Below are 25,101 nucleotides of genomic sequence, written 5' to 3'. Positions count from 1 at the left end.
ATGCCGGGTATAGAAGCCTTAGCCGAACGGCTGTCGACCTACCTGGGCCCCGAACAGGTCAACCTGGTTCGGCGCGCCTATTTCTACGCCGAGCAGGCCCACGACGGGCAGCGCCGCCGCAGCGGCGAGCCCTACGTGACCCACCCGCTGGCCGTGGCCAGCATCCTCGCCGACATGCACATGGACCATCAGAGCCTGATGGCCGCCATGCTGCACGATGTGATCGAAGACACCGGCATCGCCAAGGAAGCCCTCTGCCAGCAATTTGGCGAGACGGTTGCCGAACTGGTCGATGGGGTCAGCAAGCTGACCCAGATGAACTTCGAGACCAAGGCCGAGGCGCAGGCCGAGAACTTCCAGAAAATGGCCATGGCCATGGCGCGCGATATCCGCGTGATCCTGGTCAAGCTGGCCGACCGCCTGCACAACATGCGCACGCTGGAAGTGCTGTCCGGTGAAAAACGCCGGCGCATTGCCAAGGAAACCCTCGAAATCTACGCCCCCATCGCCAACCGGCTGGGCATGCACACCGTGCGCGTCGAATTCGAAGACCTTGGCTTCAAGGCCATGCACCCAATGCGTTCGTCGCTGATTCACCGGGCGGTCAAGAGCGCCCGCGGCAACCGCAAAGAGATCGTCGCTAAAATCGAACAATCGCTGGCCAACTGCCTGGCTGCCGACGGCATCCAGGGCGAGGTCAGCGGCCGGCAGAAACACCTCTATGGCATCTACAAGAAGATGCGCGGCAAGCGCCGCGCCTTCAACGAGATCATGGACGTGTACGCCTTCCGCATCATCGTCGACAAGGTCGACACCTGCTACCGCGTGCTCGGCGCCGTGCACAACCTGTACAAGCCGCTGCCCGGTCGCTTCAAGGACTACATCGCGATCCCCAAGGCCAACGGCTACCAGTCGTTGCACACCACGCTGTTCGGCATGCACGGCGTGCCCATCGAAATCCAGATCCGCACCCGCGAGATGGAAGAGATGGCCAACAACGGTATCGCCGCCCACTGGCTGTACAAGTCCAACGACGACGAGCAGCCAAAAGGCAGCCACGCGCGGGCGCGCCAGTGGGTCAAGGGCATCCTCGAACTGCAGCAGCGCGCGGGCAACTCGCTGGAATTCATCGAGAGCGTGAAGATCGACCTGTTCCCGGACGAGGTCTATGTCTTTACGCCCAAGGGCCGGATCATGGAGCTGCCGAAAGGCTCCACGGCCGTCGACTTCGCCTATGCGGTGCACACCGACGTGGGCAACAGTTGCATCGCCTGCCGCATCAACCGCCGCCTGGCGCCCCTGTCTGAGCCCCTGCAAAGCGGTTCGACGGTAGAGATCGTCAGCGCGCCGGGCGCCCGGCCGAACCCGGCCTGGCTCAACTTCGTGGTCACCGGCAAGGCACGCACGCACATTCGCCACGCCCTCAAGCAACAGCGCCGCTCCGAGTCCATCAGCCTCGGCGAACGCCTGCTGAACAAGGTGCTGACCGGCTTCGACAGCAGCCTCGAAAAGATCCCGCAGGAGCGCATTCAGGCGATTCTCGCCGAGTACCGCCTGGAGCTTATCGAGGACCTGCTCGAAGACATCGGCCTGGGCAACCGCATGGCCTATGTGGTCGCGCGGCGCCTGCTGTCGGCCGAAGGCGAACAGCTGCCGACGCCGGAAGGCCCGCTGGCCATTCGCGGCACCGAAGGCCTGGTGCTCAGCTACGCCAAATGCTGCACGCCGATCCCCGGTGACCCGATCGTCGGCCACCTGTCGGCGGGCAAAGGCATGGTCGTGCACCTGGAGAACTGCCGCAACATCAGTGAAATTCGCCACAACCCAGAGAAGTGCGTGCAGCTCTCCTGGGCCAAGGACATCGCTGGCGAATTCAATGTCGAGCTGCGTGTCGAGCTGGAGCACCAGCGCGGCCTGATTGCGCTGCTGGCCAGCAGCGTGAATGCCGCCGACGGCAACATCGAGAAGATCAGCATGGACGAACGCGACGGCCGTATCAGCGTGGTCCAACTGGTGGTCAGCGTGCACGACCGCGTGCACCTGGCACGAGTGATCAAGAAGCTGCGTACCTTGACCGGTGTGGTCCGCATCACCCGCATGCGTACGTAGTCCGCCAACCGCAAGGAGTCATCATGAGCAAGTCCGTCATCAACAGCGACAAGGCCCCTGCCGCCATCGGTACCTACTCCCAGGCAATCAAGGCCGGCAACACCGTTTACATGTCGGGCCAGATCCCACTGGACCCCAAGACCATGGAACTGGTCGAAGGCTTCGAGGCCCAGACCGTGCAGGTCTTCGAGAACCTCAAGGCTGTGGCTGAAGCCGCGGGTGGCTCGTTCAAAGACATCGTCAAGCTGAACATCTTCCTCACCGACCTGAGCCACTTCGCCAAGGTCAACGAAGTGATGGGCCGTTACTTCGAACAGCCTTACCCAGCCCGCGCCGCCATTGGCGTTGCCGCGCTGCCAAAAGGCTCCCAGGTCGAGATGGACGCGATCCTGGTCATCGAGTGATGCCCCTGGTGACGGGCGCCCTGCCCGTCACCTTCTCTCCCCAAGGTTACCCACCATGCGTCAAGCACTGCCCCTCGCGCTGGCAGCCCTGCTTCTGAGCGGTTGCGCCAGCCATAAACCCGAAGACTTCAACGGCACCTGGATCAACCAGGACGCCATCAAAGCCGCCGTCAAAAGTGGCAGCCTGCGTCAGGCACTGAATGAACACGGCCCTGTGTTCGAGTGGAAACTCGACGTGGCTCACCAACAGGCCAGCTTCAGCAATGGCTTCGAGGCTGCCGACGGCCAGTTGAGCGCCAACGAGAAGCAATGGCTGGCCAGCTTCCAGGACGGCCAGACCGAGCAGCTGGCGCTGGATGGCGACGAGCTGAAAACCACTGCGCAGTCCGGTACCGAACAAACCTTCGTGCGCGTCAAGCAACCCGGCAATGCACCGCTGGGTGGCAGCTTCGAGAAGGCGCTGTACCAGGCCTACCTGGGCGGTGAATGGAAAATCATCGAAGGCCAGGGCAAAGGCACCGCCGTTCGCTTCAGCGACACCGGCAACGTCAGTGGCCTGCCTGGCCCGGACCGTTTTGCCCTGTGCCTGGCCGGCGATTGCGCGACCATGGGCGGCAGCAACGACAGCCTGTGGCTGGAGCGCAAACAGCGCGGCGCGCCGTTTATCATCAAGCGTGATGGCGACACGCTGGAGATTTTCCAGGCCGTTAACCGCGCGAAGCCGGATGAAATGCCGGTATTGGCGGCCGGTGCTCGGCAATGGGTGCTGGAGAAGGACTGAGGCCTGCCAGGATCTCTACCCGTCACGCCGGCCCTTTCGCGGGTAAACCCGCTCCCACAGCTACCCCGCTGACATCCGAATCAGCGCTCACCCTGTGGGAGCGGGTTTACCCGTGAAGAGGCCGGTAGACTCACCCCTTACCCTGCAGAATCGCCGCATACCCTTCTTTGTAACTGGGGTACTCTGGCACCCAGCCCAACGCCCGCACACGGGCATTGCTGCAGCGCTTGCTGCCCGTACGGCGCACCCGCTGCTCATCCGACCACTCGGTAACGCCCAGGTACCCACGCAACCAGCCCACCACATCGGCCAGCGGCGCCGGGTCGTCATCGACACCTATATAGCAGTCGTCCAGCGCCACGCCGTCGGCATCGGCCTGCAGCAGATAAGCCAGCAAGCTTGCGGCGTCTTCGGCATGAATACGGTTGCCATACAGCGGCGGCTCTTCAGCTACACGGTAGCCCTGACGCACCTGGCTCAGTAGCCATTCACGGCCCGGCCCGTAGATGCCGGTCAAGCGCACCACGCTTGCCGGGATACCACTGGCCAGCGCCAAGCGCTCGGCGTCGAGCATGATCCGGCCAGAGTACCCTTCCGGCTCGGTGACAGCCGTCTCGTCGACCCACTCGCCGTCTTTTTGCGCAAACACGCTGCTGCTGGACACAAACAGCAAGCGACGCGGGTGCTGACCACGTTCGGCAAGCCAGGCCAGCACATGGCGCAACCCGTCGACATAGGCCGACTGATACCCCGCCTCGTCGTGCTGGCTGGCCGCCACGCAGTACACCAGGTAGTCCGGCGCTCGCTGTGGCCACGCTGGCGGGATGGTGGGTTCGGCCAAGTCGGCAGCTACCGGTACAACACCCGCTGGCAGGTGCTCGACCGCGCGGCGCAGGCCACTCACCTGCCAGCCGCGGGCCAGCAATTGCTGGGCCAGACGGCCGCCCACATCACCACAACCTACGACCATTACTGAAAGGTCTGACATCTCAAAACTCCCTAGACCAGTTGATCAAACCCGCCACGCTACACGATGAGTGGCTAGACCTTAGGTGAAAAAAGCAACAAGATTACTTTTGTTAACAAGAATTACTTGCAATAATGGCGCCCCTATCTGTTCTCGGCCTATCTCGAGGCCTTGGAGAACGTTCACTCTTTTTCTTCATCAGGTCCGGCCAGCATGACACGTACTCAACCCTCCGCTTCGCCAACCCCGTCGCGCGCCTGGCGTGCCATTGCCGCGCTGATGTTCAGCCTGGTGCTGGCCCCAGTGGCCATGGCCGATGAGCCAACTGCCAACGCCAGCACCCCGGCTGCCGCTGCCGCCCCGGCTAACACCGCCGCTGCCCCAGCCGCAGACGGCTCGGCACCTGTCGCCAACGCCCCGGCCGATGCGCCAGCCGCTGCAGACCCAAGCGTCGAAGCACTGGTCGAAGATACTACCCTGGGCATGGCGCACGACCTGTCCCCATGGGGCATGTACAAAAACGCCGACATCGTGGTGAAGATCGTCATGATCGGCCTGGCCATTGCCTCGATCATCACCTGGACCATCTGGATTGCCAAAGGCTTCGAGCTGATGGGCGCCAAGCGTCGTCTGCGCGGCGAGATCGCCCAGCTGAAGAAATCCGCCAGCCTCAAGGAAGCCAGCGACGTCTCGAACAAGGAAGGCACCTTGGCTCACACCTTGGTCCACGATGCGCTCGAAGAGATGCGCCTGTCGACCAATGCACGTGAAAAAGAGGGCATCAAGGAGCGCGTCGCCTTCCGCCTTGAGCGCCTGGTAGCCGCCAGCGGCCGCAACATGAGCAGCGGCACCGGCGTGCTCGCCACCATTGGTTCGACCGCACCTTTCGTCGGCCTGTTCGGCACCGTGTGGGGCATCATGAACAGCTTCATCGGCATCGCCAAGACCCAAACCACCAACCTGGCAGTGGTTGCCCCAGGCATCGCCGAAGCCCTGCTGGCAACCGCCTTGGGCCTGGTTGCAGCAATTCCGGCAGTGGTCATCTACAACGTCTTCGCCCGCTCCATTGCCGGCTACAAGGCTCAGGTGTCTGACGCTTCTGCCCAGGTGCTGCTGCTGGTCAGCCGTGACCTGGACCACCAAGGCAGCGAGCGCGCCGCCCCGCACATGGTGAAAGTGGGGTAAGCCATGGGCCTGCATCTCAACGAAGGTGGCGACGACCTCGCCGAAAACCACGAAATCAACGTTACGCCGTTTATCGACGTGATGCTGGTACTGCTGATCATCTTCATGGTGGCGGCGCCCCTGGCCACGGTCGACATCAAAGTCGACCTGCCGGCCTCGACCGCCAAGCCAGCGCCGAGGCCCGAGAAACCGGTGTTCGTCAGCGTCAAGGCCGATCAGAAGCTGTATGTCGGCGACGATCAGGTATCTGCGCCCGACCAGCTTGGCCCGATGCTCGATGCCAAGACCAAGGGCGACAAGGAAACCACCATCTTCTTCCAGGCCGACAAGGGCGTGGATTACGGTGACCTGATGGAAGTGATGAACAACATGCGCGCGGCCGGCTATTTGAAGGTCGGTCTGGTAGGTCTCGAGACGGCAGCCAAGAAATGACGAAGACGCGGCACAACCTGGCGCGTTACAGCGGCAGCCTGGCACTGGTGCTGGGTGTCCATGCCGTCGCTGTGCTGCTCACGCTCAATTGGTCGGTGCCTCAGGCCATCGAGCTGCCGCCGGCAGCCATGATGGTCGAGCTGGCACCTTTGCCGGAGCCTGCGCCACCTCCTCCTCCAAAAGCCGTCCCCCAGCCGCCGGCACCGGTTGAAGAACTGCCGTTGCCCAAGCTGGTGGAAGCCCCTAAACCCAAGATCGCCATCGCCAAGCCGCCCAAGCCGAAGGCCAAGCCCCAGCCGCCCAAGCCCGAGAAAAAGCCTGAGCCGCCGAAGGAAGCGCCGCCGACCGAAAGCGTGGTAGACGCACCGCCAAGCAACACGCCGCCGCAGAAGTCCGCGGCACCGGCACCGAGCATTGCGTCCAACAGCAACGCCCTGCCTACCTGGCAGAGTGACCTGCTGCGCCACTTGGCCAAGTACAAGCGTTACCCGGAAGACGCGCGTCGTCGCGGCCTGCAGGGCATCAACCGCCTGCGTTTCGTGGTCGATGCCGAAGGCAAGGTGGTGTCGTACGCCATGGCCGGGGGTTCGGGCAGCGCGGCACTGGACCGGGCGACCCTGGAAATGATCCGTCGTGCCGGCACGGTACCCAAGCCGCCACCCGAGTTGTTGAACAACGGCACGATCGAAGTCGTGGCGCCGTTCGTCTACTCGCTGGACCGCCGCTGAGACTTTTGTTTCTGTCACAAATCGGCAAGTCTGATAACGTGCGTCTATCGATTGCAGCCGCTATGCTGGGCTCGCAACTTCATGGACGCACGTTATGACCCTCACAGAATTACGCTACATCGTCACACTCGCCCAGGAACAACATTTCGGCCACGCGGCCGAACGTTGCCACGTGAGCCAACCGACCCTGTCGGTCGGTGTGAAGAAGCTCGAGGACGAGCTTGGCGTGCTGATCTTCGAGCGCAGCAAGAGCGCGGTGCGCCTGACCCCGGTCGGTGAAAGCATCGTAGCCCAGGCGCAGAAGGTACTGGAACAGGCCCAAGGCATCCGCGAGCTGGCCCAGGCCGGCAAAAACCAGCTGACGGCCCCGCTCAAGGTCGGTGCCATCTATACCGTCGGCCCTTATCTGTTCCCGCACCTGATCCCGCAGCTGCACCGTGTGGCGCCGCAGATGCCGCTGTACATCGAAGAGAACTTCACCCACGTACTGCGCGAAAAACTGCGCAACGGCGAACTCGACGCAGTGATCATCGCCCTGCCGTTCAACGAAGCCGACGTGCTGACCCTGCCGCTGTACGATGAGCCATTCTGCGCCTTGATGCCTGCCGACCACCCATGGACGGCCAAAAAGACCATCGACACCGCCATGCTCAACGACAAGAGCCTGCTGCTGCTCGGTGAAGGCCACTGCTTCCGCGACCAGGTCCTGGAAGCCTGCCCGACATTGAACAAAGGCGGCGAAGGCTCCCGGCACACCACGGTGGAATCCAGCTCCCTGGAAACCATTCGGCACATGGTTGCCTCGGGCCTTGGCGTCTCGATCCTGCCGCTGTCGGCCGTGCACAGCCACCATTACGCGCCAGGCATCATCGAAGTGCGCCCGCTGACTGCGCCAGCACCGTTCCGCACCGTGGCCATCGCCTGGCGTGCAAGCTTCCCGCGGCCCAAGGCCATCGAGATCCTTGCTGACTCGATCCGCCTCTGCTCGGTCGCCAAACCTCCTGTGGAACAGCCGGCCTGAGTCATGAGTGAGCTGTCGAAGGTCCCGGTCACGGTGCTCAAAGGTGTGGGCGATGCCATGGCGGAAAAACTCGCCAAGGTTGGCCTGGAGAACCTGCAGGACATACTGTTCCACCTGCCCCTGCGCTACCAGGACCGCACCCGTGTGGTGCCCATTGGCGAACTGCGCCCGGGGCAGGATGCCGTGATCGAAGGTGTAGTAAGCGGTGCGGACGTCACCATGGGCAAGCGCCGCAGCCTCGTGGTGCGCCTGGGTGACGGCAGCGGCGTATTGAGCCTGCGCTTCTATCACTTCAGCAATGCGCAAAAAGAAGGCCTGAAACGCGGCACGCACCTGCGCTGCTATGGCGAAGCACGCCCCGGCGCCTCTGGCCTGGAGATCTACCACCCGGAGTACCGGGCGCTCAACGGCGACGAGCCACCGCCCCCGGTGGAACAGACCCTGACGCCGATCTACCCGTCCACCGAAGGCCTCACCCAGCAACGCCTGCGCCTGCTCTGCCAGCAGAGCCTTGGCATGCTTGGCCCGCGCAGCCTGCCAGACTGGCTGCCCGATGAGCTGGCCCGGGACTACCAATTGGCGCCGCTGGACGATGCCATCCGCTACCTGCACAACCCGCCGGCCGATGCCGACCTTGACGAGCTTGCCGAAGGCCAGCATTGGGCTCAACACCGCCTGGCCTTCGAAGAGCTGCTGACCCACCAGCTGTCGCAGCAACGCCTGCGCGAGAGCCTGCGCAGCCTGCGTGCCCCCGTACTGCCCAAGGCCAGCCGGTTGCCGGCGCAGTACCTGGCCAACCTGGGCTTCAAGCCGACCGGCGCCCAGCAACGGGTGGCCAACGAAATTGCCTACGACCTGGCCCAGGCCGAGCCCATGATGCGCCTGGTACAGGGCGATGTCGGGGCCGGTAAAACGGTGGTAGCTGCACTGGCGGCACTGCAAGCGCTGGAGGCCGGTTACCAGGTGGCGTTGATGGCCCCCACCGAGATCCTCGCCGAACAGCACTTCATTACCTTCAAGCGCTGGCTCGAACCGCTGGGCATCGAGGTGGCATGGCTGGCCGGCAAGCTCAAGGGCAAGGCCCGGGCCAGCTCGCTGGAGCAAATCGCCAACGGTGCACCGATGGTGGTGGGCACCCATGCGCTGTTCCAGGAAGAGGTCAAATTCAAGCACCTGGCCCTGGCGATCATCGATGAACAGCACCGGTTCGGTGTGCAGCAACGCTTGGCCCTGCGCAAAAAAGGCGTGGCCGGCGAGCTGTGCCCGCACCAGCTGATCATGACTGCGACGCCGATCCCTCGGACCTTGGCGATGAGCGCCTACGCCGACCTCGACACCTCGGTCCTCGACGAGCTGCCACCCGGGCGTACGCCGGTGAACACCGTGCTGGTGGCCGACAGCCGCCGTTTCGAAGTGGTCGAACGGGTACGCGCCGCCTGTGCCGAGGGGCGCCAGGCCTATTGGGTGTGCACCCTGATCGAAGAGTCAGAAGAACTGACCTGCCAAGCGGCCGAGAGCACCTATGAGGAGCTTGGCAGCGCCCTGGGCGAGCTACGCGTCGGCCTTATCCACGGGCGCATGAAGCCTGCGGAAAAGGCCGAGATCATGGCCCAGTTCAAGGCCGGTGAGCTGCAACTGCTGGTGGCAACCACGGTCATCGAGGTGGGCGTGGACGTGCCCAATGCCAGCCTGATGATCATCGAGAACCCCGAACGCCTGGGCCTGGCCCAACTGCACCAGCTGCGTGGCCGGGTTGGCCGGGGCAGCGCGGTGAGCCACTGCGTGTTGCTGTATCACCCGCCACTGTCGCAGATCGGCCGCGAACGCCTGGGGATCATGCGTGAAACCAACGATGGCTTCATCATCGCGGAAAAAGACCTGGAACTGCGCGGCCCCGGCGAGATGCTGGGAACACGCCAGACCGGCCTGCTACAGTTCAAGGTCGCTGACCTGATGCGTGATGCCGACCTGCTGCCGGCCGTACGTGATGCCGCCCAAGCGCTGATCGCGCGCTGGCCGGACCATGTCAGCCCGTTGCTTGACCGCTGGCTGCGGCACGGCCAGCAATACGGCCAAGTGTGACGCCAGTCCCACAATGGATCCAGATTTGCGGCGGGACTGGTTATACTTCGCGTTTAAAAGAATTAGTGGATACGGACCATGACTGAAGTTGCCCTGGACACCGCAACCCCACACGCGCCCTCTGTTATCCGGCTGCTGCTCGATAAGGTTGGCGTCACCTACCGCGAAGTGCTCGAGCATGCGCAATTGCCTGCCGCCTCGCGGGTGCAGGCGGTGCTCCTCGACGACGAAGTCGGCGCCTTGATGGTGTTGTTCCCGCAGAGCCAGCTGCTTGACCTCAATCGCCTGACCGAGCTGACCGGCCGCAAGCTGACCGCCGTATCGGTCCCCCGGCTCAAGCAGATGCTCGACAAGCACCACCTCAAGCGCCTGCCGGGCATTCCGGCGTTGACCAGCTCGCCGTGCCAGTACGAAAAAAGCCTGCTCGACTGTGAGACGGTGCTGATTCAGTCCGGCGAAGCCGGGCTGCTGCTGGAAATCGACCGCACGGACTTCAAGCGCATGCTCGCCAAGGCCAGCGCCAGCAGCTTTGGCCAGGAGGTGAAGGCCATCAGCCCCAACCTCGACCGGCCTGATGACGACTCCCACGAAATCACCCAAGCGGTCCAGGCCTTTACCGCCCGACGTATCCAGAAGCGCCTGGAAGAAACCATTGAAATCCCGCCGTTGGCCGACACGGCGCAGAAAATCATCAAGCTGCGGGTAGACCCCAACGCCAGCATCGATGACATCACCGGCGTGGTCGAGACCGACCCTGCGCTGGCTGCGCAGGTGGTCAGCTGGGCGGCATCGCCCTACTACGCCTCACCAGGCAAGATCCGTTCAGTGGAAGACGCCATCGTGCGCGTGCTGGGCTTCGACCTGGTCATCAACCTGGCTTTGGGGCTGGCCCTGGGCAAGACCCTGAGCCTGCCCAAGGATCACCCGCAGCAGGCCACACCGTATTGGCAGCAGTCGATCTACACCGCAGCCATCATCGAAGGCCTGACCCGCGCCATGCCCCGGGCAGAGCGCCCGGAAGCCGGCCTGACCTACCTGGCGGGGCTGCTGCACAACTTTGGCTATCTGCTGCTGGCGCACGTGTTCCCGCCGCACTTCTCGCTGATCTGCCGGCACTTGGAGGTCAACCCGCACCTGTGCCACACCTATGTGGAGCAACACCTGCTGGGCATCAACCGCGAGCAGATCGGCGCGTGGTTGATGAAGCTGTGGGACATGCCAGAAGAGCTCTCGACGGCGCTGCGCTTCCAGCATGACCCGTCTTATGACGGCGTCTATGCGGCGTTCCCCAACCTGGTGTGCCTGGCGACGCGCCTGCTGCGTTCGCGCGGGATTGGCTCGGGGCCTCAGGAGGAGGTACCCGATGAACTGCTGGAGCGGTTGGGGGTGACTCGGGAGAAGGCCGAGGATGTGGTGAACAAGGTGCTGGAGGCCGAAACCCTGCTGCGGGAACTGGCATCGCAGTTTCACGCCCCGCACTAATAGAGTGGGGCGTAATGCGCACCCGTTGTAGGAGCAGCCTTGCGCTGCGAAGAGGCCGGTGACTGCAGCGAAGTTCACTGTGTTTTCACCGGCCTCTTCGCAGCGCAAGGCTGCTCCTACAGGGCCAGGCTCAGCGCTTTTTCTTCGGCTTGAGGTACTTCATCAAGCCCTGGAACCACATCACCAACGCCGGATTGCCCTTGATCTGGATGTGCTTGTCCTGAATCCCCTGCATGAAGGCCAACTGCTTGTTGCTTGCCTGCAGCGTGGCAAACCCGTAAGCGGCATCTTTGAACGCAATGGCGAACGCCGGCTGCGGGTGCACGCCACCTTTGCTGCTGATGCGCTCGTCGCTGACGATGAAGTGCCGGGCGATTTTGCCGTCCAGGGTCTGCATCTGGAAAACCAGATCCTTGTCCTTGAGCTGCTGCTTGAACGCCGGGTTGTTACGGCTGGCCCTGGCCATCAACAGCCCCATGGCCCAGAGAAGAAAGCGGAACTTCATCAACGCGCCTCGAATAAAAAATGACTGAGTCGCGCAGTTTATCCTCTTCCAGAACTATTTATGCAAGTTCGCAACATATCCCTACAGAAAGCACAACGGGCGCCCTGGGGCGCCCGCTGAACCGACACTGGGGATGTCAGGATTCGATCACTTGCCTTTCTTGGCTGGCTTGGCCGGTACGTTGACGCTGTCACGCAGGTTCTTGCCTGGCTTGAAGGCTACGGTGTTGCTGGCCTTGATCTTCACCGGCTCGCCGGTCTGGGGGTTCTTGCCGGTACGCGCACCACGGTGACGTTTTTCAAAGGTGCCGAAACCGACCAGGGTCACGGTGTCCTTGTCCAGCGCACCGGTAATGCTGTCGAGGATCGCATTCAGCACCACGTTGGCCTTTTCCTTGGTCAGATCGGCCTTTTCGGCGATGACAGCGGCGAGTTCTGGTTTGCGCATAGTGAAGCCTCTTTGACGGGATTTTTTGTTGTTATGCCGTGCTGCCTCTGGGAGCAGCGCTCAAGGCACCGCAGGCTCTAATCTGCGGCAGACGGGAGTGAGAATGGCACGCCCACCGAGGCCGCGCCAGTATCTGGGCGGCCATTGTGTGAGCAACAACAGGACAAACCCGACAGAACGCCAGCTATTTACGCCATTACCGGGGGTAGCTGACGATTCAGGGCCAGCTTTTCCATCACGGCCGCACCGGTCAGGGCATAGCCCAGCAGCTTGCCGTCGGCATCGTGGCAGAGCACCTTGAGGTCGCTGCCCTGCCCCTCCACCTGCCAGTTGCCGTCGCGCCCTTGCGGGGGCGGCGAGACCACCAGCGGGCATGCGGGGGTCTTCACGGTGATTGGCATCGCCCCGTAACTGACGGCCGTGGGGTTGCCGGCCAGGGTTTGCGCCAAGGCGCGGGCACAGCTCATCAGCGGCATCACATAGAGCAGGTTGATGCCGTCCACCTCAGCGCAGTCGCCCAGGGCGAAGATATTGGCGTGGGACGTGCGCAACTTCCGGTCCACTACCACGCCGCGATTAGTCTGCAGGCCAGCAGCGGCGGCAAGATCAGTACGCGGGCGCAAGCCGATGGCTGAAACCACCAGGTCGCAGGCGATCACGCTACCGTCGGACAGGTGCGCCTCAAGGCCCTGCGCAACCTGCTGCAGGCGCGTCAGCACCGGGCCCAGGTGGAAGCGCACGCCAAGGCCCTCTAGCCCGGCCTGCACGGCAGCGGCCGCGGCTGGGTGCAACAGGGTCGGCATCACCTGCTCGCACGGGGCCACCACCTCGACCTGGAACCCGCCCAGGCTCATGTCATTGGCGAATTCGCAGCCAATCAGGCCGGCGCCCAGAATCAGCACGCGCTGCTTGCCAGCAGCGGCGGCGCGAAAGCGTGCGTAGTCCTCCAGGTCGTTGATCGGGAAGACCTGCCCGCCAGCGTCGCCCTCGATCGGCACCTGCACGGTCTGGGCGCCCCAGGCCAGCACCAGGTCGCGATAGGCCACGGCCTCTTCGCCGATCCACAGGCGCTTGTGGCCGGGGTCGATGCCGCTGATACGGGTGTGGGTGCGGATTTCGGCCTTGAGCTGCTCGGCCATCGCGCCTGGCTCGGCCATGCACAACCCATCGGCATCCTTGAGCTTGGCAAAACCCGTGGAGAGCATGGGCTTGGAGTAGGAACGACCATCGTCGGCGGTAATCAACAGCAGCGGCGTCTCGCCATCGAGCTTGCGAAATTCACGGGCCAGGTTGTAGCCGGCCAGGCCAGTACCGATGATGACTACGGGGGACGTCATGTCGTGCTTACCTCAGGGTGGTAAAAGGGGATGATCAGCCGATGGCGATCATTTCGAAGTCGCTCTTGCCGACGCCGCAGTCGGGGCACAGCCAGTCTGCAGGCACGTCTTCCCAGCGGGTGCCGGGGGCGATGCCGTCGTCGGGCCAGCCTTCGGCTTCGTCGTAGATCAGGCCACAGACAATACATTGCCATTTTTTCATCGGTACGGATTCCTCGTTTCAGGCTCGGGCTCGTGTCGCTGCTGATGGCCCGCCAGGGGGCCGCCGCGCAATCTTTGGGGGCTTTTTACTGGCCCTGCCAGCAGTATGCAAGCAGTCGGGGCAATCATGCTAAGCTCGCCGCCTCTCTGGCTGTAACAAGCATACCGACGTGTCGTACGAATCCCCGCAAGCAGCCGCTGTCGCGTGGCTGCCGTATTCACAGCTGGCGACCGAGATCGACCAGCCAACCCTAGACTGGCTGTTCGACGAGGGCTCGCTGACCCGCCGCCTGACCCGCCTGTCCCACGATCATTTCTCCGTCACCCCGCTGCTGGAAGGCTGGCAGCCACTGCGTGATGACGAATGCCTGGCCCTGGGCATCGCGCCGGGGGCGCAAGGCTGGGTGCGCGAGGTGTACCTGCGTGGCCACGGCCAGCCCTGGGTGTTCGCCCGCAGCGTGGCCAGCCGCAGTGCCCTGGAGCGCGGTGGCCTGGACCTCGAGACCCTGGGCAGCCGCTCGCTGGGCGAGTTGCTGTTCTGTGACCAGGCGTTCATTCGCCACCCCCTGCAAGTGTGCAGTTATCCACAGGCCTGGTTACCGACCGAGGCCCGCCATGATGCGCTTTGGGGCCGACGCTCACGCTTTGAACGGGACGGCCTGGACCTGCTGGTAGCCGAGGTGTTCCTGCCAGCCCTGTGGCAAGCGGCCAAGGAGGAAAACCGCTGATGTACCTGCAACTGCTCAAGTCGCTCAACCGCGTGCACCCGCGCGCCTGGGACTTTGTCCAGCTCAGCCGCATGGACCGCCCCATCGGCATCTACCTGCTGCTGTGGCCGACCCTGTCGGCTGTATGGATTGCAGGCCAAGGTTCGCCGACCCTGGCCAACGTACTGATCTTCGGCCTTGGCGTGGTGCTGATGCGCGCGGCAGGCTGCTGCATCAATGACTTTGCCGATCGCAAGGTCGATGGCCACGTCAAACGCACCGCTGACCGCCCCTTGGCCAGCGGCCGGGTCAAGCCCCGCGAGGCGCTGGCACTGTTCGCGATCCTGGTCGGGGTGAGCTTCCTGCTGGTGCTATGCACCAACAGCCGGACCGTGTGGCTGTCGTTCGGCGCCGTGGCCCTGGCGTTCTGCTACCCGTTCATGAAGCGCTATACCTATTACCCGCAAGTGGTGCTGGGCGCCGCGTATTCCTGGGGTATCCCCATGGCGTTCACCGCTGCTGGCGGTGAGCTGCCGGCCAGTGCCTGGCTGCTGTACATCGCCAACCTGCTGTGGACCGTGGGCTACGACACTTATTACGCCATGGTCGACCGCGACGATGACCTTAAGATCGGCGTGAAATCGACGGCCATCCTGTTTGGCGAAGCCGATCGGGTGATCATCCTGACCTTGCAGTTGCTGTCGCTGGCTTGCCTGCTGTTGGCTGGGAGCCGCTTCGAGCTGGGCGGCTGGTTCCACCTGGGGCTGCTGGGGGCGGCGTTGTGCTTTGCCTGGGAGTTCTGGTCGACGCGCAAGCTGGACCGCGAGTCATGCTTCAAGGCGTTTCTGCACAATCACTGGGCGGGGTTGCTGGTGTTCATTGGGGTCGTGCTGGATTACGCACTGCGCTGACTCTTCCGGCCCTATCGCCGGCAAGCCGGCTCCCACAGAGTTTGCATAGCTGCTGCCCCTGTGGGAGCCGGCTTGCCGGCGATAGGGCCGCAAAGCGGCCCCGGCTATGTCACGGCTTGGCCACGTGCCAGACGTCTTTCATGCCGTCACCGGTGGTATCGCCGGCCTTCTTGTCCTTGACGAAGGTGTACAGCGGCTTGCCGTCATAGGCCCATTGCATCTTGCCATCGTCACGCTTGATCTGTGTCCACTTGCCCTCTGCCTTTTCACTCGCTTTAGCCGTCAACGGCGGCCAATTCGTTGCGCAATCGCCATTGCACATCGACTTGCCCCCAGCGTCTTTGTCAAAGGTGTACAGCGTCATGCCGGCATGGTCGACCAGCATGCCGTTTTTCTCCATCGCATGGTCGGCCAAGGCCACCCCCGGGAGTGCCAGCGCAGCAAGAAGGGCCATCCAGCTCAGCGTATGTCGTGTCATTGGATTCACCATTGTTTCCGGGGAAATGAGTTCTGATAGCCGCCGCAGCGGCCCTTTCAAGCCTAGTCCAGTCATGGAATGTCGCCAGAACAGCCAATGCTCTGTCACACAGCTGCAATAATTCCGTTATCTAATGCGGGCCAGACACGATTTTCCAGGAGAGGTTTTGAGCATGGTTGGCAGGAACATTCTGATCGTCGACGACGAAGCGCCTATTCGCGAGATGATCGCCGTTGCATTGGAAATGGCCGGCTACGACTGCCTGGAAGCGGAGAACTCGCAACAGGCCCACGCGATCATCGTCGACCGCAAGCCTGACCTGATCCTGCTCGACTGGATGCTGCCGGGCACCTCGGGCATCGAACTGGCCCGCCGCCTGAAGCGTGACGAGCTGACCGGGGACATCCCGATCATCATGCTCACCGCCAAAGGTGAAGAGGACAACAAGATCCAAGGCCTGGAAGTGGGCGCCGATGACTACATCACCAAACCCTTCTCGCCCCGCGAGCTGGTCGCCCGCCTGAAAGCCGTGCTGCGTCGCACCGGCCCGAGCGACAGCGAGGCGCCGATCGAAGTCGGTGGCCTGCTGCTTGACCCGATCAGCCACCGCGTGACCATCGACGGCAAACCGGCAGAGATGGGCCCCACCGAATACCGCCTGCTGCAGTTCTTCATGACCCACCAAGAGCGCGCCTACACCCGTGGCCAGTTGCTGGACCAGGTTTGGGGCGGCAACGTCTATGTCGAGGAGCGTACTGTCGACGTGCACATCCGCCGCTTGCGCAAGGCGCTGGGTGAAGCCTACGAAAATCTGGTACAAACCGTCCGCGGCACTGGCTACCGTTTCTCGACCAAGAGCTGACACGCCTGCACGCCTGGCTGCACGACGTTGTACAAGGACCGTCAATTGAACCAGAACTGGCACGCGACCCTGATTCGCCACCTGCTGCTGCTGATCTCTGTCTGCCTGCTCGGTGGGCTGGTCAGCGGTTATTACGGCTGGAGCCTGGCCATCGGCCTGGCCCTTTACCTGGGTTGGACCCTCAAGCAGCTGCTGCGCTTGCATGACTGGCTGCGCAACCATCAACCCGACGAGGCCCCGCCAGACGGCTACGGCCTGTGGGGCGAAGTGTTCGACAGCATCTACCACCTGCAACGTCGCGACCAACGCGTACGCGGCCGCCTGCAGGCGGTGATCGACCGGGTGCAGGAGTCCACTGCCGCGCTGCGCGATGCGGTGATCATGCTCGACAGCGACGGCAACCTGGAATGGTGGAACCGCGCCGCCGAAACCCTGCTGGGCTTCAAGACCCCGCAGGACGGCGGCCAGCAGGTGACCAACCTGGTGCGCCACCCTCGCTTCAAGGAATACTTCGAGGCGGAGAACTACGTCGAGCCGTTGGAAATCCCTTCGCCGATCAATGACCGGATGCGTGTGCAGCTGCACATCACCCGCTACGGCAATAACGAGCACCTGATGCTGGTGCGCGATGTCACCCGCATCCATCAGCTCGAACAGATGCGCAAAGACTTCGTCGCCAACGTTTCCCATGAGTTGCGTACGCCGCTGACGGTGATTACCGGCTACCTGGAAACCTTGCTCGACAACGTCGAGGACGTAAACCCGCGCTGGACCCGGGCCCTGCAGCAGATGAGCCAGCAAGGTTCACGCATGCAGACCCTGCTCAATGACTTGCTGTTGCTGGCCAAGCTGGAGGCCACCGACTACCCCTCCGACAACCTGCCCGTGCCCGTCGATGCCCTGCTGCAGTCGATCAAGGGCGATGCCCAGGCGCTGTCCGGCCCACGTAACCAGCGCATCAGCCTGGAAGCCGCACCCGGCGTCAGCCTCAAGGGCAGCGAGGCAGAGCTGCGCAGTGCGTTCTCAAACCTGGTGTTCAACGCGGTCAAGTACACCCCGGACGAGGGCAGCATTCGCATCCGCTGGTGGGCCGATGCCCAGGGTGCGCACCTCAGCGTGCAGGATTCGGGTATCGGCATCGATGCCAAGCATTTGCCACGGCTGACCGAGCGCTTCTACCGCGTCGACTCCAGCCGGGCGTCCAATACCGGGGGCACGGGGTTGGGCCTGGCGATCGTCAAGCATGTGCTGCTGCGCCATCGCGGGCGCCTGGAGATCAGCAGCGTGCCGGGGCATGGCAGCACCTTTACCTGTCACTTTGCGCCGGCCCAATTGGCCAACGGCAAGGGTTGAGAAGGCTGCACCGCAACCCCATCAAGACCATCACCCTTTGCTTTTGCGGCTTCAACCGCTACATTGGATCCCCTGTGCCAGCCTGTGCTGGCACTTTTTTTCTCCATTCCTCAAAGACGGACCCCGTAAAAACTCCATCATGGACCCTTCCCCTGGTATCAGCCTCACCTCGTTATTCGCCGATTTCGGCATGATCATCTTTGCCTTGCTCCTGGTGCTGCTCAACGGCTTTTTCGTTGCCGCCGAGTTCGCCATGGTCAAGCTGCGCTCAACCCGCGTCGATTCCATCGCCGAACTGCACGGCTGGCGTGGCAGCATCCTGCGCAAGGTGCACAACCAGCTCGACGCTTACCTGTCCGCCTGCCAGCTGGGCATCACCCTCGCCTCCTTGGGCCTGGGCTGGGTCGGCGAGCCGGCGTTCGCCCACCTGCTGGAGCCGCTGCTGGCCTACATGGGCGTGGACACGCCAGAGCTGATCAAGGGCATTTCGTTCTTCGTCGCGTTCTTCGTCATCTCTTACCTGCACATCGTGGTCGGTGAGCTGGCGCCCAAGTCCTGGGCGATCCGCAAGCCCGAGCTGCTGTCGCTGTGGACCGCGGTGCCGCTGTACCTGTTCTACTGGGCGATGTACCCGGCCATCTACCTGCTCAATGCCAGCGCCAACACCATCCTGCGCATTGCTGGCCAAGGTGAGCCTGGCCCGCACCACGAGCATCATTACAGCCGCGAAGAGCTCAAGCTGATCCTGCACTCCAGCCGTGGCCAGGACCCGAGCGACCAGGGCATGCGCGTGCTGGCCTCGGCAGTGGAAATGGGCGAGCTGGAAGTGGTCGACTGGGCCAACTCCCGCGAGGACATGGTCAGCATCGACGCGCACGCGCCGCTCAAGCAGATCCTGGCCCTGCTACGCCGCCACAAATTCAGCCGTTACCCGGTCTACGACGCCGAACGCGAAGAGTTCACCGGGTTGCTGCACATCAAGGACCTGTTGCTGGAGTTGGCCGAACTCGACCACCTGCCCGAAACCATCGACCTCGAAGACCTGGCCCGCCCGCTGGAGCGGGTTTCCCGGCATATGCCGCTGTCGCAGTTGCTGGAGCAGTTCCGCAAGGGCGGCGCGCATTTCGTGCTGGTCGAGGAAGCCGATGGCAAGGTAATCGGCTACCTGACCATGGAAGACGTGCTGGAAGTACTGGTCGGCGATATCCAGGATGAACACCGCAAGACCGAGCGCGGCATCCTCGCCTACCAGCCGGGCAAGCTGCTGGTGCGTGGTGACACGCCGCTGTTCAAGGTCGAGCGCCTGCTGGGCATCGACTTGGACCACATCGAGGCGGAGACCCTGGCTGGGCTGGTGTATGAAACGCTCAAGCGCGTCCCTGAAGAGGAAGAAGTGCTTGAGGTTGAAGGCCTGCGCATCATCATCAAGAAGATGAAAGGGCCGAAGATCGTGCTGGCCAAGGTGCTGAAGCTGGATTGACCTTACGGTCCATCATTCAGGGGTTGCCCGCCGTAAAGTCGGGCAGCCCACTGATCGGCCTGTCGAACTGATAGGGTATCGACTCCAGCGCCAACCCCACGTTGCGCTGCACCACAAAATGCAGGTGCGGGCCGGTGCTGTTGCCGGTGTTGCCGGACTTGGCCAGCATCTGCCCCTGCTTCACCCGCTGCCCCTCAGCCACCACCACCGAACCGCGCATCAGGTGCAGGTACACGCCCATGGTGCCGTCGGCGTGCAGGACCCTGACAAAATTGCCCGAAGGGTTGCTGCCACGCCCGGTCTGGCTGTTCTCGACATTCACCACCACCCCTTCCCGGGCCGCAATGATGGTCGTGCCCTCAGGCATGGCGATATCCATGGCATAGCGCCCCTTGGGGCCAAAATGGCTGAAGCGGCCGTTGGGCCCCTGCGTCACCCGAAACGGCCCGCCCAGCCAGGGGAAGGCGTACCGATAACCCTGAGGCCGCAGCCCCGGGTCGCCCATTGCCTGCAGCAGCGTCGAGCGATAGCCCAGCAACGTCCCAGGGCGGCCCCGCAGCACGCTGAGCATCTGGGTTGAACGCCCTGGCAGCACCCTGCGCACGATCCGCGGCGCATTGCCGCCTTGGGCGTTGATCAGCTTGTCCAGGTGCAATTCGACCTGCACCGGCACATGCGATTCATTGCGCGCAGAAAAGCTCACGCCGCCCTGGAACACGATCGCGTTGAGCCGCACCTGGCTTTCCTGGCGCTCGACCATGGATTCATGCAGCTCGATCGGCTTGGCCCCGGGGCCTGGCCGGTCGGTATAGGCACCCACACCGTTGGCATCGGTGATCGGGTAGAGGGTCACGCCCAGGCTCGACGCCGAGGCCATGAGCAATGCACAGAACAGCAGCAGGCGGGCGGGCATGATAGTGGCTTTTTGACAGTTGTGATCTGTCGAAGCCTAGCAGCCGGTTTGGCGGGGGATATGACAGTTGGTCGGATGGCGAACACGTACCTGTAGGAGCAGCCTTGTGCTGCGAAGAGGCCGGTGATAACAGCCAATATCACTGTGTTATCACCGGCCTCTTCGCAGCACAAGGCTGCTCCTACAAGAACCGCGTATGCCTGGCTGTCGATCAGGCGCCGGGCGTGAAGTGCTTCTGCGCCGTGCCGCGGGCAATCAGCCGCGACAGGTAGTCGAGCTTCTGCGCATCCTGATCGACGAACTTGAAGGTCAGCTGCAGCCAGTCACTGTCTGGCTTGGGCTCCAGCGCCGCGACGGCATGCAGGTAACCGTTCAGGCGCGCGACTTCGGCGTTTTCGCCTTGCTCCAGGTCCAGTACCGCGCCCTCAAGCACCTGCGGCAGCGCTTCGCTGCGGCGCACCACCAGCAGCGCCTCTTTCAGGCTCAACGCCTTGATCACGCACGGCTGTGTGCCGCTAGACAGGCGCAGCTGGCCTTGGCCACGGCCACTGGGTGCAGCCGCAGGCGGTGCCGGTGCATTGATCAACGGCTTGGCCGGCGCGGCAGCAGGCGCCGCGACCTTGACGGCTTCAGGCTTGCCGCCCGTCAGCGCGCTCAGCGAATCGTTGGCAAACGCCGAATTCGCGCGCGCAGGCCCAGTGGCCATCAGGCTGTCGAGTTTGCCGATCTTGGTCAGGGCTTTCTTTACCTTGGTCAGCAACTGCTCGTTGGTGAACGGCTTGCCGACAAAATCGGACACACCGGCCTGAATGGCCTGGATCACGTTCTCCTTGTCACCACGGCTGGTCACCATGATGAACTGCAGGCTCTTCAACGCGGGCTGCTGACGGCACCAGCTGAGCAGCTCCAGGCCCGACATCTCAGGCATTTCCCAGTCACACAGGACCAGGTCGAACGGCTCCTTGCCCAACATGGCCATCGCCTTGCGACCGTTGACCGCATCGTCGATGACCATGCCCGGAAAGGCATTGCGCAGGCACTTCCTGACCAGATCGCGGATGAACGGGGCGTCATCCACGACCAGCACATTGACTTTACTCATCGATACTCCTCTTGAATCCCGACTAGCCTACCGGCAAGTGATGGCTACTTGCCACAACTGCGCGTGGAGCGGGACTTCTTCACACCGTTCGCGGGTGCCTGATGGCTGCTCGACCGCAAACGAAAACGCCCGGCCTAAGCCGGGCGTTGAGGCTCGGGAGCAATACTATTTATCGTCCGCTTGGCCCGGAACATTAGCGCTTTCGGCCTCATCGCCGCTGGTGCCCTGCACTTCCGCCTTCATGCGCTTGAGGCCCATGTGGCGGACGTCGGTGCCGCGCACCAGGTAAATCACCAGCTCGGAAATGTTGCGGGCGTGGTCGCCGATACGCTCCAGCGAACGCAAGGCCCAGATGACGCTCAGCACCCGCGAAATCGAACGCGGGTCTTCCATCATGTAGGTCACCAGTTCGCGCAGCGCAGTTTTGTACTCGCGGTCGATGGTCTTGTCGTACTGCGCCACCGACAACGCCAGGTCGGCATCGAAGCGGGCAAAGGCGTCCAACGCATCGCGCACCATGTTGCGCACCTGGTCGCCGATGTGGCGCACCTCAACGTAGCCGCGTGGCGACTCGCCTTCTTCGCACAGCTGGATGGCGCGGCGGGCGATTTTGGTCGACTCGTCACCGATGCGTTCCAGGTCGATCACCGACTTGGAGATGCTGATGATCAGGCGCAGGTCGGACGCCGCTGGCTGGCGGCGGGCGAGGATGCGGACGCACTCCTCGTCGATGTTGCGCTCCATCTGGTTGATCTGCTCATCGACCTCGCGCACCTGCTGGGCCAGGCCCGAATCGGCCTCGATCAGCGCGGTTACCGCGTCGTTGACCTGTTTCTCGACCAGGCCGCCCATGGCCAGGAGGTGGCTGCGCACCTCTTCGAGCTCGGCGTTGAACTGCTGGGAGATGTGATGCGTAAGGCTTTCTTTGTTGATCATCGTTTCGCTCCGCGAAAAAGCTGCAAGCCTCAAGCCGCAAGCTTCAAGTCGTTCGTGTTATCCCTTGGCCCCAGGCCTGCGGCTGGCAGACCGACTAGCCATAGCGACCGGTGATGTAGTCTTCGGTCTGCTTCTTCGCCGGGTTGGTGAACAGGGTATCGGTGTCCCCGAATTCGACCAGTTTGCCCATGTACATGAAGGCGGTGTAGTCCGAGACGCGCGCCGCCTGTTGCATGTTGTGGGTCACGATGACGATGGTGTACTTGGATTTCAATTCGTAGATCAGCTCTTCGACCTTCAGCGTCGAGATCGGGTCCAGTGCCGAGCACGGTTCGTCGAGCAGCAATACTTCTGGCTCCACGGCGATGGTGCGGGCAATGACCAGACGTTGCTGCTGGCCACCCGACAGGCCCAGGGCCGAATCGTGCAGGCGGTCTTTGACCTCATCCCACAGGGCGGCGCCCTTCAGTGCCCATTCGACGGCTTCGTCGAGGGTGCGCTTCTTGTTGATGCCCTGGATGCGCAGGCCGTAGACGACGTTCTCATAGATGGTCTTGGGGAACGGGTTCGGCTTCTGGAACACCATGCCCACACGGCGGCGCAGCTCGGCCACGTCTTCGCCCTTGCGGTAGATATTGGTGCCATACAGGTTGATGGCGCCCTCCACGCGGCAACCGTCAACCAGGTCGTTCATGCGGTTGAAGGTACGCAGGAGGGTCGACTTGCCGCAGCCGGACGGGCCGATGAAGGCGGTCACGCGCTGCTTGGGGATATTCATGCTGACGTCGAACAAGGCTTGCTTGTCGCCGTAGAACAGGCTCAGGCCCGGTACTTCGATGGCCACGGTCTCTTCGGCCAGGCGCAGGCTCTGCTTGTCGCGGCCCAGGGCAGACATGTCGATGCCGTGGGTATGGGATTCGTGCTGCATGGTCAACTCCATACGCTATCAATTCGTTTCAAAGGGCCGCCCGGCTTGCAGGCGGCACGCTTGTAATCAGGATCAGTGGTCCAGCGCCTTGTACTTCTCGCGCAGGTGGTTACGGATCCACACCGCCGAGAGGTTGAGGGTGGCGATCACCAGCACCAGCAGCAGCGCGGTGGCGTACACCAGCGGCCGTGCGGCCTCGACGTTAGGGCTCTGGAAGCCGACGTCATAGATGTGGAAGCCCAGGTGCATGATCTTCTGGTCCAGGTGCAGGTACGGGTAGTTGCCATCCAGTGGCAACGACGGCGCCAGCTTCACCACACCCACCAGCATCAGTGGCGCCACTTCACCCGCGGCGCGGGCCACGGCGAGGATCATGCCGGTCATCATGGCCGGGCTGGCCATCGGCAGGACGATTTTCCACAGGGTCTCGGCCTTGGTCGCGCCTAGGGCCAGCGAGCCCTCGCGCACAGTGCGTGGAATCCGCGCCAGGCCTTCTTCGGTGGCCACGATCACCACCGGTACCGCCAGCAGCGCCAAGGTCAGCGAGGCCCACAGCAGGCCCGGGGTACCCAGGGTGGGTGCCGGCAGCGACTCGGGGAAGAACAGCCGGTCGATCGAGCCACCCAGTACATAGACGAAGAAGCCCAGGCCGAACACGCCGTAGACGATCGCCGGTACACCCGCCAGGTTGTTCACCGCGATGCGGATCAGGCGCGTCACCGGGCCCTGCTTGGCGTATTCGCGCAGGTAGACTGCAGCCAGCACGCCGAACGGGGTCACGATCACGGCCATGATCAGGGTCATCATCACGGTACCGAAGATGGCCGGGAAGATGCCGCCCTCGGTGTTGGCTTCACGCGGGTCGTCGCTGAGGAACTCCCAGACCTTGGCGAAGTAAGTGCCCATCTTGGTCAGCCCGGACATGCCGTTCGGCTGGATAGCGTGCACCACCTTGCTCAGGTTGATCTCCACTTCGCGGCCGTTGGCATCACGTGCCACCAGGCTGTCGCGGGAGAAGGCCTGGTGCAGGCCGCTGAGGCGGTCTTCGATGGCCTTGTAGCGGCTGTTCAGCTCGGCACGCTCGGCGTCCATGTCGGCCTGGGCAGCGGCGTCGAGCTTGCCCTCCAGCTCCAGCTTGCGGCTATGCAGGCGCAGGCGTTCGAGGCCATGGTTGATGGCGCCGATGTCTTTTTTCTCGAGTTGCTGCAATTCGCCATTGAGCTGGTTGGCGCGCTTGAGGCGGGCCTGCAGTTCGTTCCAGGCAGCAGGGCCTTCGGCGACCACGCGGCCTTCTTCCTTGACGCTGACCAGGTAGCCGTAGAAGTTGCCCCACTCGCGGCGTTCCAGCGCCATCAGGTCGACCGGGCGTTGCTCATCGACCAGCCAGTCGCCCACCACCCAGGTGAAGTCGCTGCCGTTAAGGTCGCGGTTACCGACCTTGATCAGCTCACGGGTCATGAACTCCGGGCCCTGCTCAGGTACCGGCAAGCCGGCACCCTTCAGGCGTGCACGGGGCACTTCTTCTTTTTGCACCACTTCGCCGACGACGATGTGATCAGCCTGGCCAGGCACCTTGTAGGTGGCCTGGACCAGGTCGGCCGGCCAGAAGTGGCCCAGGCCTCGCACGGCGATGACCGACAGCAGGCCGATGGTCATGATCACCGCCATGGCAACCGCGCCACCGCTGATCCAGACGCCTGGGGCGCCGCTCTTGAACCAGCCTTTGAGGGAATCCTTTTTCACGGATCTC

25 protein-coding genes are annotated in these 25,101 nt (G+C 63.1%); 14 read left to right on the top strand and 11 right to left on the bottom strand.

What is annotated here, in order from left to right; genetic code table 11:
- From spoT to D886_RS0101135, 3 genes are read left to right on the top strand one after another with little or no spacing between them, the layout of a single operon-like run.
- The gene (gene spoT, locus D886_RS0101145) at positions 1-2,109 is read left to right on the top strand and encodes a bifunctional GTP diphosphokinase/guanosine-3',5'-bis pyrophosphate 3'-pyrophosphohydrolase (RefSeq protein WP_027592150.1); all 2,109 of its coding nucleotides are present in this window, start codon (positions 1-3) and stop codon (positions 2,107-2,109) included.
- A gap of 23 nt (positions 2,110-2,132) precedes the next feature.
- The gene (locus tag D886_RS0101140; protein WP_027592149.1) at positions 2,133-2,513 is read left to right on the top strand and encodes a RidA family protein; all 381 of its coding nucleotides are present in this window, start codon (positions 2,133-2,135) and stop codon (positions 2,511-2,513) included.
- A 55-nt stretch (positions 2,514-2,568) separates the two neighbouring features.
- Entirely contained in the window at positions 2,569-3,294 is a 726-nt protein-coding gene (locus D886_RS0101135; protein WP_027592148.1) for a hypothetical protein, read from the top strand.
- A 130-nt stretch (positions 3,295-3,424) separates the two neighbouring features.
- On the opposite strand, the gene D886_RS0101130 is transcribed toward D886_RS0101135, so the two are convergent.
- Positions 3,425-4,282, bottom strand: coding sequence for an SDR family oxidoreductase (locus D886_RS0101130; protein ID WP_027592147.1), 858 nt, complete (start codon positions 4,280-4,282; stop codon positions 3,425-3,427).
- 192 nt (positions 4,283-4,474) lie between these two features.
- Between D886_RS0101130 and exbB the strand changes: the two genes are divergently transcribed.
- The 6 genes from exbB (at position 4,475) to D886_RS0101100 (ending at position 11,191) form a co-directional block, all read left to right on the top strand.
- Complete coding sequence (gene exbB / locus D886_RS0101125) at positions 4,475-5,446, top strand: tonB-system energizer ExbB (protein WP_027592146.1); 972 nt, start codon at positions 4,475-4,477, stop codon at positions 5,444-5,446.
- Between the two features lie 3 nt (positions 5,447-5,449).
- Complete coding sequence (gene exbD / locus D886_RS0101120; protein ID WP_027592145.1) at positions 5,450-5,878, top strand: TonB system transport protein ExbD; 429 nt, start codon at positions 5,450-5,452, stop codon at positions 5,876-5,878.
- The gene (locus D886_RS0101115) at positions 5,875-6,606 is read left to right on the top strand and encodes an energy transducer TonB (protein WP_027592144.1); all 732 of its coding nucleotides are present in this window, start codon (positions 5,875-5,877) and stop codon (positions 6,604-6,606) included. Before exbD ends, D886_RS0101115 begins: the two co-directional genes overlap by 4 nt.
- Before the next feature lie 94 nt (positions 6,607-6,700).
- Positions 6,701-7,627 (top strand): hydrogen peroxide-inducible genes activator, encoded by a 927-nt coding sequence (locus D886_RS0101110; RefSeq protein WP_027592143.1) that lies wholly within the window; start codon positions 6,701-6,703, stop codon positions 7,625-7,627.
- Between the two features lie 3 nt (positions 7,628-7,630).
- Positions 7,631-9,709 carry an ATP-dependent DNA helicase RecG gene (recG, locus tag D886_RS0101105; protein ID WP_027592142.1) on the top strand — a complete coding sequence of 693 codons (2,079 nt, stop codon included), beginning with the start codon at positions 7,631-7,633 and terminating at the stop codon, positions 9,707-9,709.
- Between the two features lie 78 nt (positions 9,710-9,787).
- Complete coding sequence (locus D886_RS0101100) at positions 9,788-11,191, top strand: aminoacyl-tRNA deacylase and HDOD domain-containing protein (protein WP_027592141.1); 1,404 nt, start codon at positions 9,788-9,790, stop codon at positions 11,189-11,191.
- 130 nt (positions 11,192-11,321) lie between these two features.
- Here D886_RS0101100 and D886_RS0101095 read toward each other — a convergent pair whose 3' ends face one another.
- From D886_RS0101095 to D886_RS0101080, 4 genes are all read right to left on the bottom strand, one after another.
- Positions 11,322-11,696, bottom strand: a complete 375-nt coding sequence (locus D886_RS0101095; protein WP_027592140.1) for a helicase — start codon at positions 11,694-11,696, stop codon at positions 11,322-11,324.
- Positions 11,697-11,843: 147 nt separating this feature from the next.
- Entirely contained in the window at positions 11,844-12,143 is a 300-nt protein-coding gene (locus D886_RS0101090) for an HU family DNA-binding protein (RefSeq protein ID WP_027592139.1), read from the bottom strand.
- Between the two features lie 188 nt (positions 12,144-12,331).
- Positions 12,332-13,480, bottom strand: a complete 1,149-nt coding sequence (locus D886_RS0101085) for an NAD(P)/FAD-dependent oxidoreductase (RefSeq protein WP_027592138.1) — start codon at positions 13,478-13,480, stop codon at positions 12,332-12,334.
- Between the two features lie 34 nt (positions 13,481-13,514).
- Positions 13,515-13,682 (bottom strand): rubredoxin, encoded by a 168-nt coding sequence (locus tag D886_RS0101080; protein WP_027592137.1) that lies wholly within the window; start codon positions 13,680-13,682, stop codon positions 13,515-13,517.
- Between the two features lie 169 nt (positions 13,683-13,851).
- On the opposite strand from D886_RS0101080, the gene D886_RS0101075 reads away from it, so the two are divergent.
- Both D886_RS0101075 and ubiA read left to right on the top strand, forming a co-directional pair.
- A complete protein-coding gene (locus tag D886_RS0101075; protein WP_027592136.1) occupies positions 13,852-14,409 on the top strand; it encodes a chorismate lyase in 558 nt (185 codons plus the stop codon).
- Complete coding sequence (gene ubiA / locus D886_RS0101070; protein ID WP_027592135.1) at positions 14,409-15,299, top strand: 4-hydroxybenzoate octaprenyltransferase; 891 nt, start codon at positions 14,409-14,411, stop codon at positions 15,297-15,299. The genes D886_RS0101075 and ubiA overlap by 1 nt, the downstream gene beginning before the upstream one ends.
- Positions 15,300-15,408: 109 nt before the next feature.
- Here ubiA and D886_RS0101065 read toward each other — a convergent pair whose 3' ends face one another.
- Complete coding sequence (locus D886_RS0101065; RefSeq protein WP_027592134.1) at positions 15,409-15,777, bottom strand: hypothetical protein; 369 nt, start codon at positions 15,775-15,777, stop codon at positions 15,409-15,411.
- Positions 15,778-15,949: 172 nt separating this feature from the next.
- Here D886_RS0101065 and phoB point away from each other — a divergent pair, with 172 nt between their 5' ends.
- The 3 genes from phoB (at position 15,950) to D886_RS0101050 (ending at position 19,472) form a co-directional block, all read left to right on the top strand.
- Positions 15,950-16,639, top strand: coding sequence for a phosphate regulon transcriptional regulator PhoB (gene phoB / locus D886_RS0101060; protein ID WP_003253341.1), 690 nt, complete (start codon positions 15,950-15,952; stop codon positions 16,637-16,639).
- A gap of 45 nt (positions 16,640-16,684) precedes the next feature.
- Positions 16,685-17,992 carry a phosphate regulon sensor histidine kinase PhoR gene (gene phoR, locus D886_RS0101055; protein WP_027592133.1) on the top strand — a complete coding sequence of 436 codons (1,308 nt, stop codon included), beginning with the start codon at positions 16,685-16,687 and terminating at the stop codon, positions 17,990-17,992.
- Between the two features lie 139 nt (positions 17,993-18,131).
- Positions 18,132-19,472 (top strand): hemolysin family protein, encoded by a 1,341-nt coding sequence (locus D886_RS0101050; RefSeq protein ID WP_027592132.1) that lies wholly within the window; start codon positions 18,132-18,134, stop codon positions 19,470-19,472.
- A 16-nt stretch (positions 19,473-19,488) separates the two neighbouring features.
- On the opposite strand, the gene D886_RS0101045 is transcribed toward D886_RS0101050, so the two are convergent.
- The 5 genes from D886_RS0101045 to pstA all read right to left on the bottom strand — a co-directional run bounded on the left by D886_RS0101045 (position 19,489) and on the right by pstA (position 25,094).
- Positions 19,489-20,385: a peptidoglycan DD-metalloendopeptidase family protein gene (locus tag D886_RS0101045; RefSeq protein ID WP_027592131.1), complete on the bottom strand. Its 897-nt coding sequence runs from the start codon at positions 20,383-20,385 to the stop codon at positions 19,489-19,491.
- A gap of 211 nt (positions 20,386-20,596) precedes the next feature.
- Positions 20,597-21,487 carry a response regulator gene (locus tag D886_RS0101040; RefSeq protein ID WP_027592130.1) on the bottom strand — a complete coding sequence of 297 codons (891 nt, stop codon included), beginning with the start codon at positions 21,485-21,487 and terminating at the stop codon, positions 20,597-20,599.
- Between the two features lie 165 nt (positions 21,488-21,652).
- Entirely contained in the window at positions 21,653-22,423 is a 771-nt protein-coding gene (gene phoU, locus D886_RS0101035) for a phosphate signaling complex protein PhoU (protein ID WP_027592129.1), read from the bottom strand.
- A 94-nt stretch (positions 22,424-22,517) separates the two neighbouring features.
- On the bottom strand, positions 22,518-23,351 hold the full coding sequence (pstB, locus tag D886_RS0101030; protein ID WP_027592128.1) for a phosphate ABC transporter ATP-binding protein PstB: 834 nt from the start codon (positions 23,349-23,351) through the stop codon (positions 22,518-22,520).
- Between the two features lie 72 nt (positions 23,352-23,423).
- Positions 23,424-25,094 carry a phosphate ABC transporter permease PstA gene (gene pstA / locus D886_RS0101025; RefSeq protein ID WP_027592127.1) on the bottom strand — a complete coding sequence of 557 codons (1,671 nt, stop codon included), beginning with the start codon at positions 25,092-25,094 and terminating at the stop codon, positions 23,424-23,426.
- Between the last annotated feature and the right edge of the window lie 7 nt (positions 25,095-25,101).

Source organism: Pseudomonas sp. LAIL14HWK12:I7, from assembly GCF_000483465.1.
In the GTDB taxonomy this organism is placed as follows: Bacteria; Pseudomonadota; Gammaproteobacteria; order Pseudomonadales; family Pseudomonadaceae; genus Aquipseudomonas; species Aquipseudomonas kermanshahensis.
The sequence above is the reverse complement of the archived record's forward strand: the minus strand, read 5'-3'. Positions and strand labels throughout refer to the sequence as shown.

Coding starts and splice junctions, on each gene's coding strand:
- D886_RS0101135 (WP_027592148.1), top strand. CDS start 2,569: ATGCGTCAAGCACTGCCCCTCGCGCTGGCAGCCCTGCTTCTGAGCGGT.
- D886_RS0101085 (WP_027592138.1), bottom strand. CDS start 13,480: ATGACGTCCCCCGTAGTCATCATCGGTACTGGCCTGGCCGGCTACAAC.
- phoU (WP_027592129.1), bottom strand. CDS start 22,423: ATGATCAACAAAGAAAGCCTTACGCATCACATCTCCCAGCAGTTCAAC.
- phoB (WP_003253341.1), top strand. CDS start 15,950: ATGGTTGGCAGGAACATTCTGATCGTCGACGACGAAGCGCCTATTCGC.
- D886_RS0101140 (WP_027592149.1), top strand. CDS start 2,133: ATGAGCAAGTCCGTCATCAACAGCGACAAGGCCCCTGCCGCCATCGGT.
- exbD (WP_027592145.1), top strand. CDS start 5,450: ATGGGCCTGCATCTCAACGAAGGTGGCGACGACCTCGCCGAAAACCAC.
- D886_RS0101100 (WP_027592141.1), top strand. CDS start 9,788: ATGACTGAAGTTGCCCTGGACACCGCAACCCCACACGCGCCCTCTGTT.
- D886_RS0101095 (WP_027592140.1), bottom strand. CDS start 11,696: ATGAAGTTCCGCTTTCTTCTCTGGGCCATGGGGCTGTTGATGGCCAGG.
- pstB (WP_027592128.1), bottom strand. CDS start 23,351: ATGCAGCACGAATCCCATACCCACGGCATCGACATGTCTGCCCTGGGC.
- D886_RS0101115 (WP_027592144.1), top strand. CDS start 5,875: ATGACGAAGACGCGGCACAACCTGGCGCGTTACAGCGGCAGCCTGGCA.
- D886_RS0101130 (WP_027592147.1), bottom strand. CDS start 4,282: ATGTCAGACCTTTCAGTAATGGTCGTAGGTTGTGGTGATGTGGGCGGC.
- ubiA (WP_027592135.1), top strand. CDS start 14,409: ATGTACCTGCAACTGCTCAAGTCGCTCAACCGCGTGCACCCGCGCGCC.
- exbB (WP_027592146.1), top strand. CDS start 4,475: ATGACACGTACTCAACCCTCCGCTTCGCCAACCCCGTCGCGCGCCTGG.
- D886_RS0101110 (WP_027592143.1), top strand. CDS start 6,701: ATGACCCTCACAGAATTACGCTACATCGTCACACTCGCCCAGGAACAA.
- D886_RS0101090 (WP_027592139.1), bottom strand. CDS start 12,143: ATGCGCAAACCAGAACTCGCCGCTGTCATCGCCGAAAAGGCCGATCTG.
- D886_RS0101050 (WP_027592132.1), top strand. CDS start 18,132: ATGGACCCTTCCCCTGGTATCAGCCTCACCTCGTTATTCGCCGATTTC.
- D886_RS0101065 (WP_027592134.1), bottom strand. CDS start 15,777: ATGACACGACATACGCTGAGCTGGATGGCCCTTCTTGCTGCGCTGGCA.
- D886_RS0101045 (WP_027592131.1), bottom strand. CDS start 20,385: ATGCCCGCCCGCCTGCTGCTGTTCTGTGCATTGCTCATGGCCTCGGCG.
- spoT (WP_027592150.1), top strand. CDS start 1: ATGCCGGGTATAGAAGCCTTAGCCGAACGGCTGTCGACCTACCTGGGC.
- D886_RS0101040 (WP_027592130.1), bottom strand. CDS start 21,487: ATGAGTAAAGTCAATGTGCTGGTCGTGGATGACGCCCCGTTCATCCGC.
- recG (WP_027592142.1), top strand. CDS start 7,631: ATGAGTGAGCTGTCGAAGGTCCCGGTCACGGTGCTCAAAGGTGTGGGC.
- D886_RS0101080 (WP_027592137.1), bottom strand. CDS start 13,682: ATGAAAAAATGGCAATGTATTGTCTGTGGCCTGATCTACGACGAAGCC.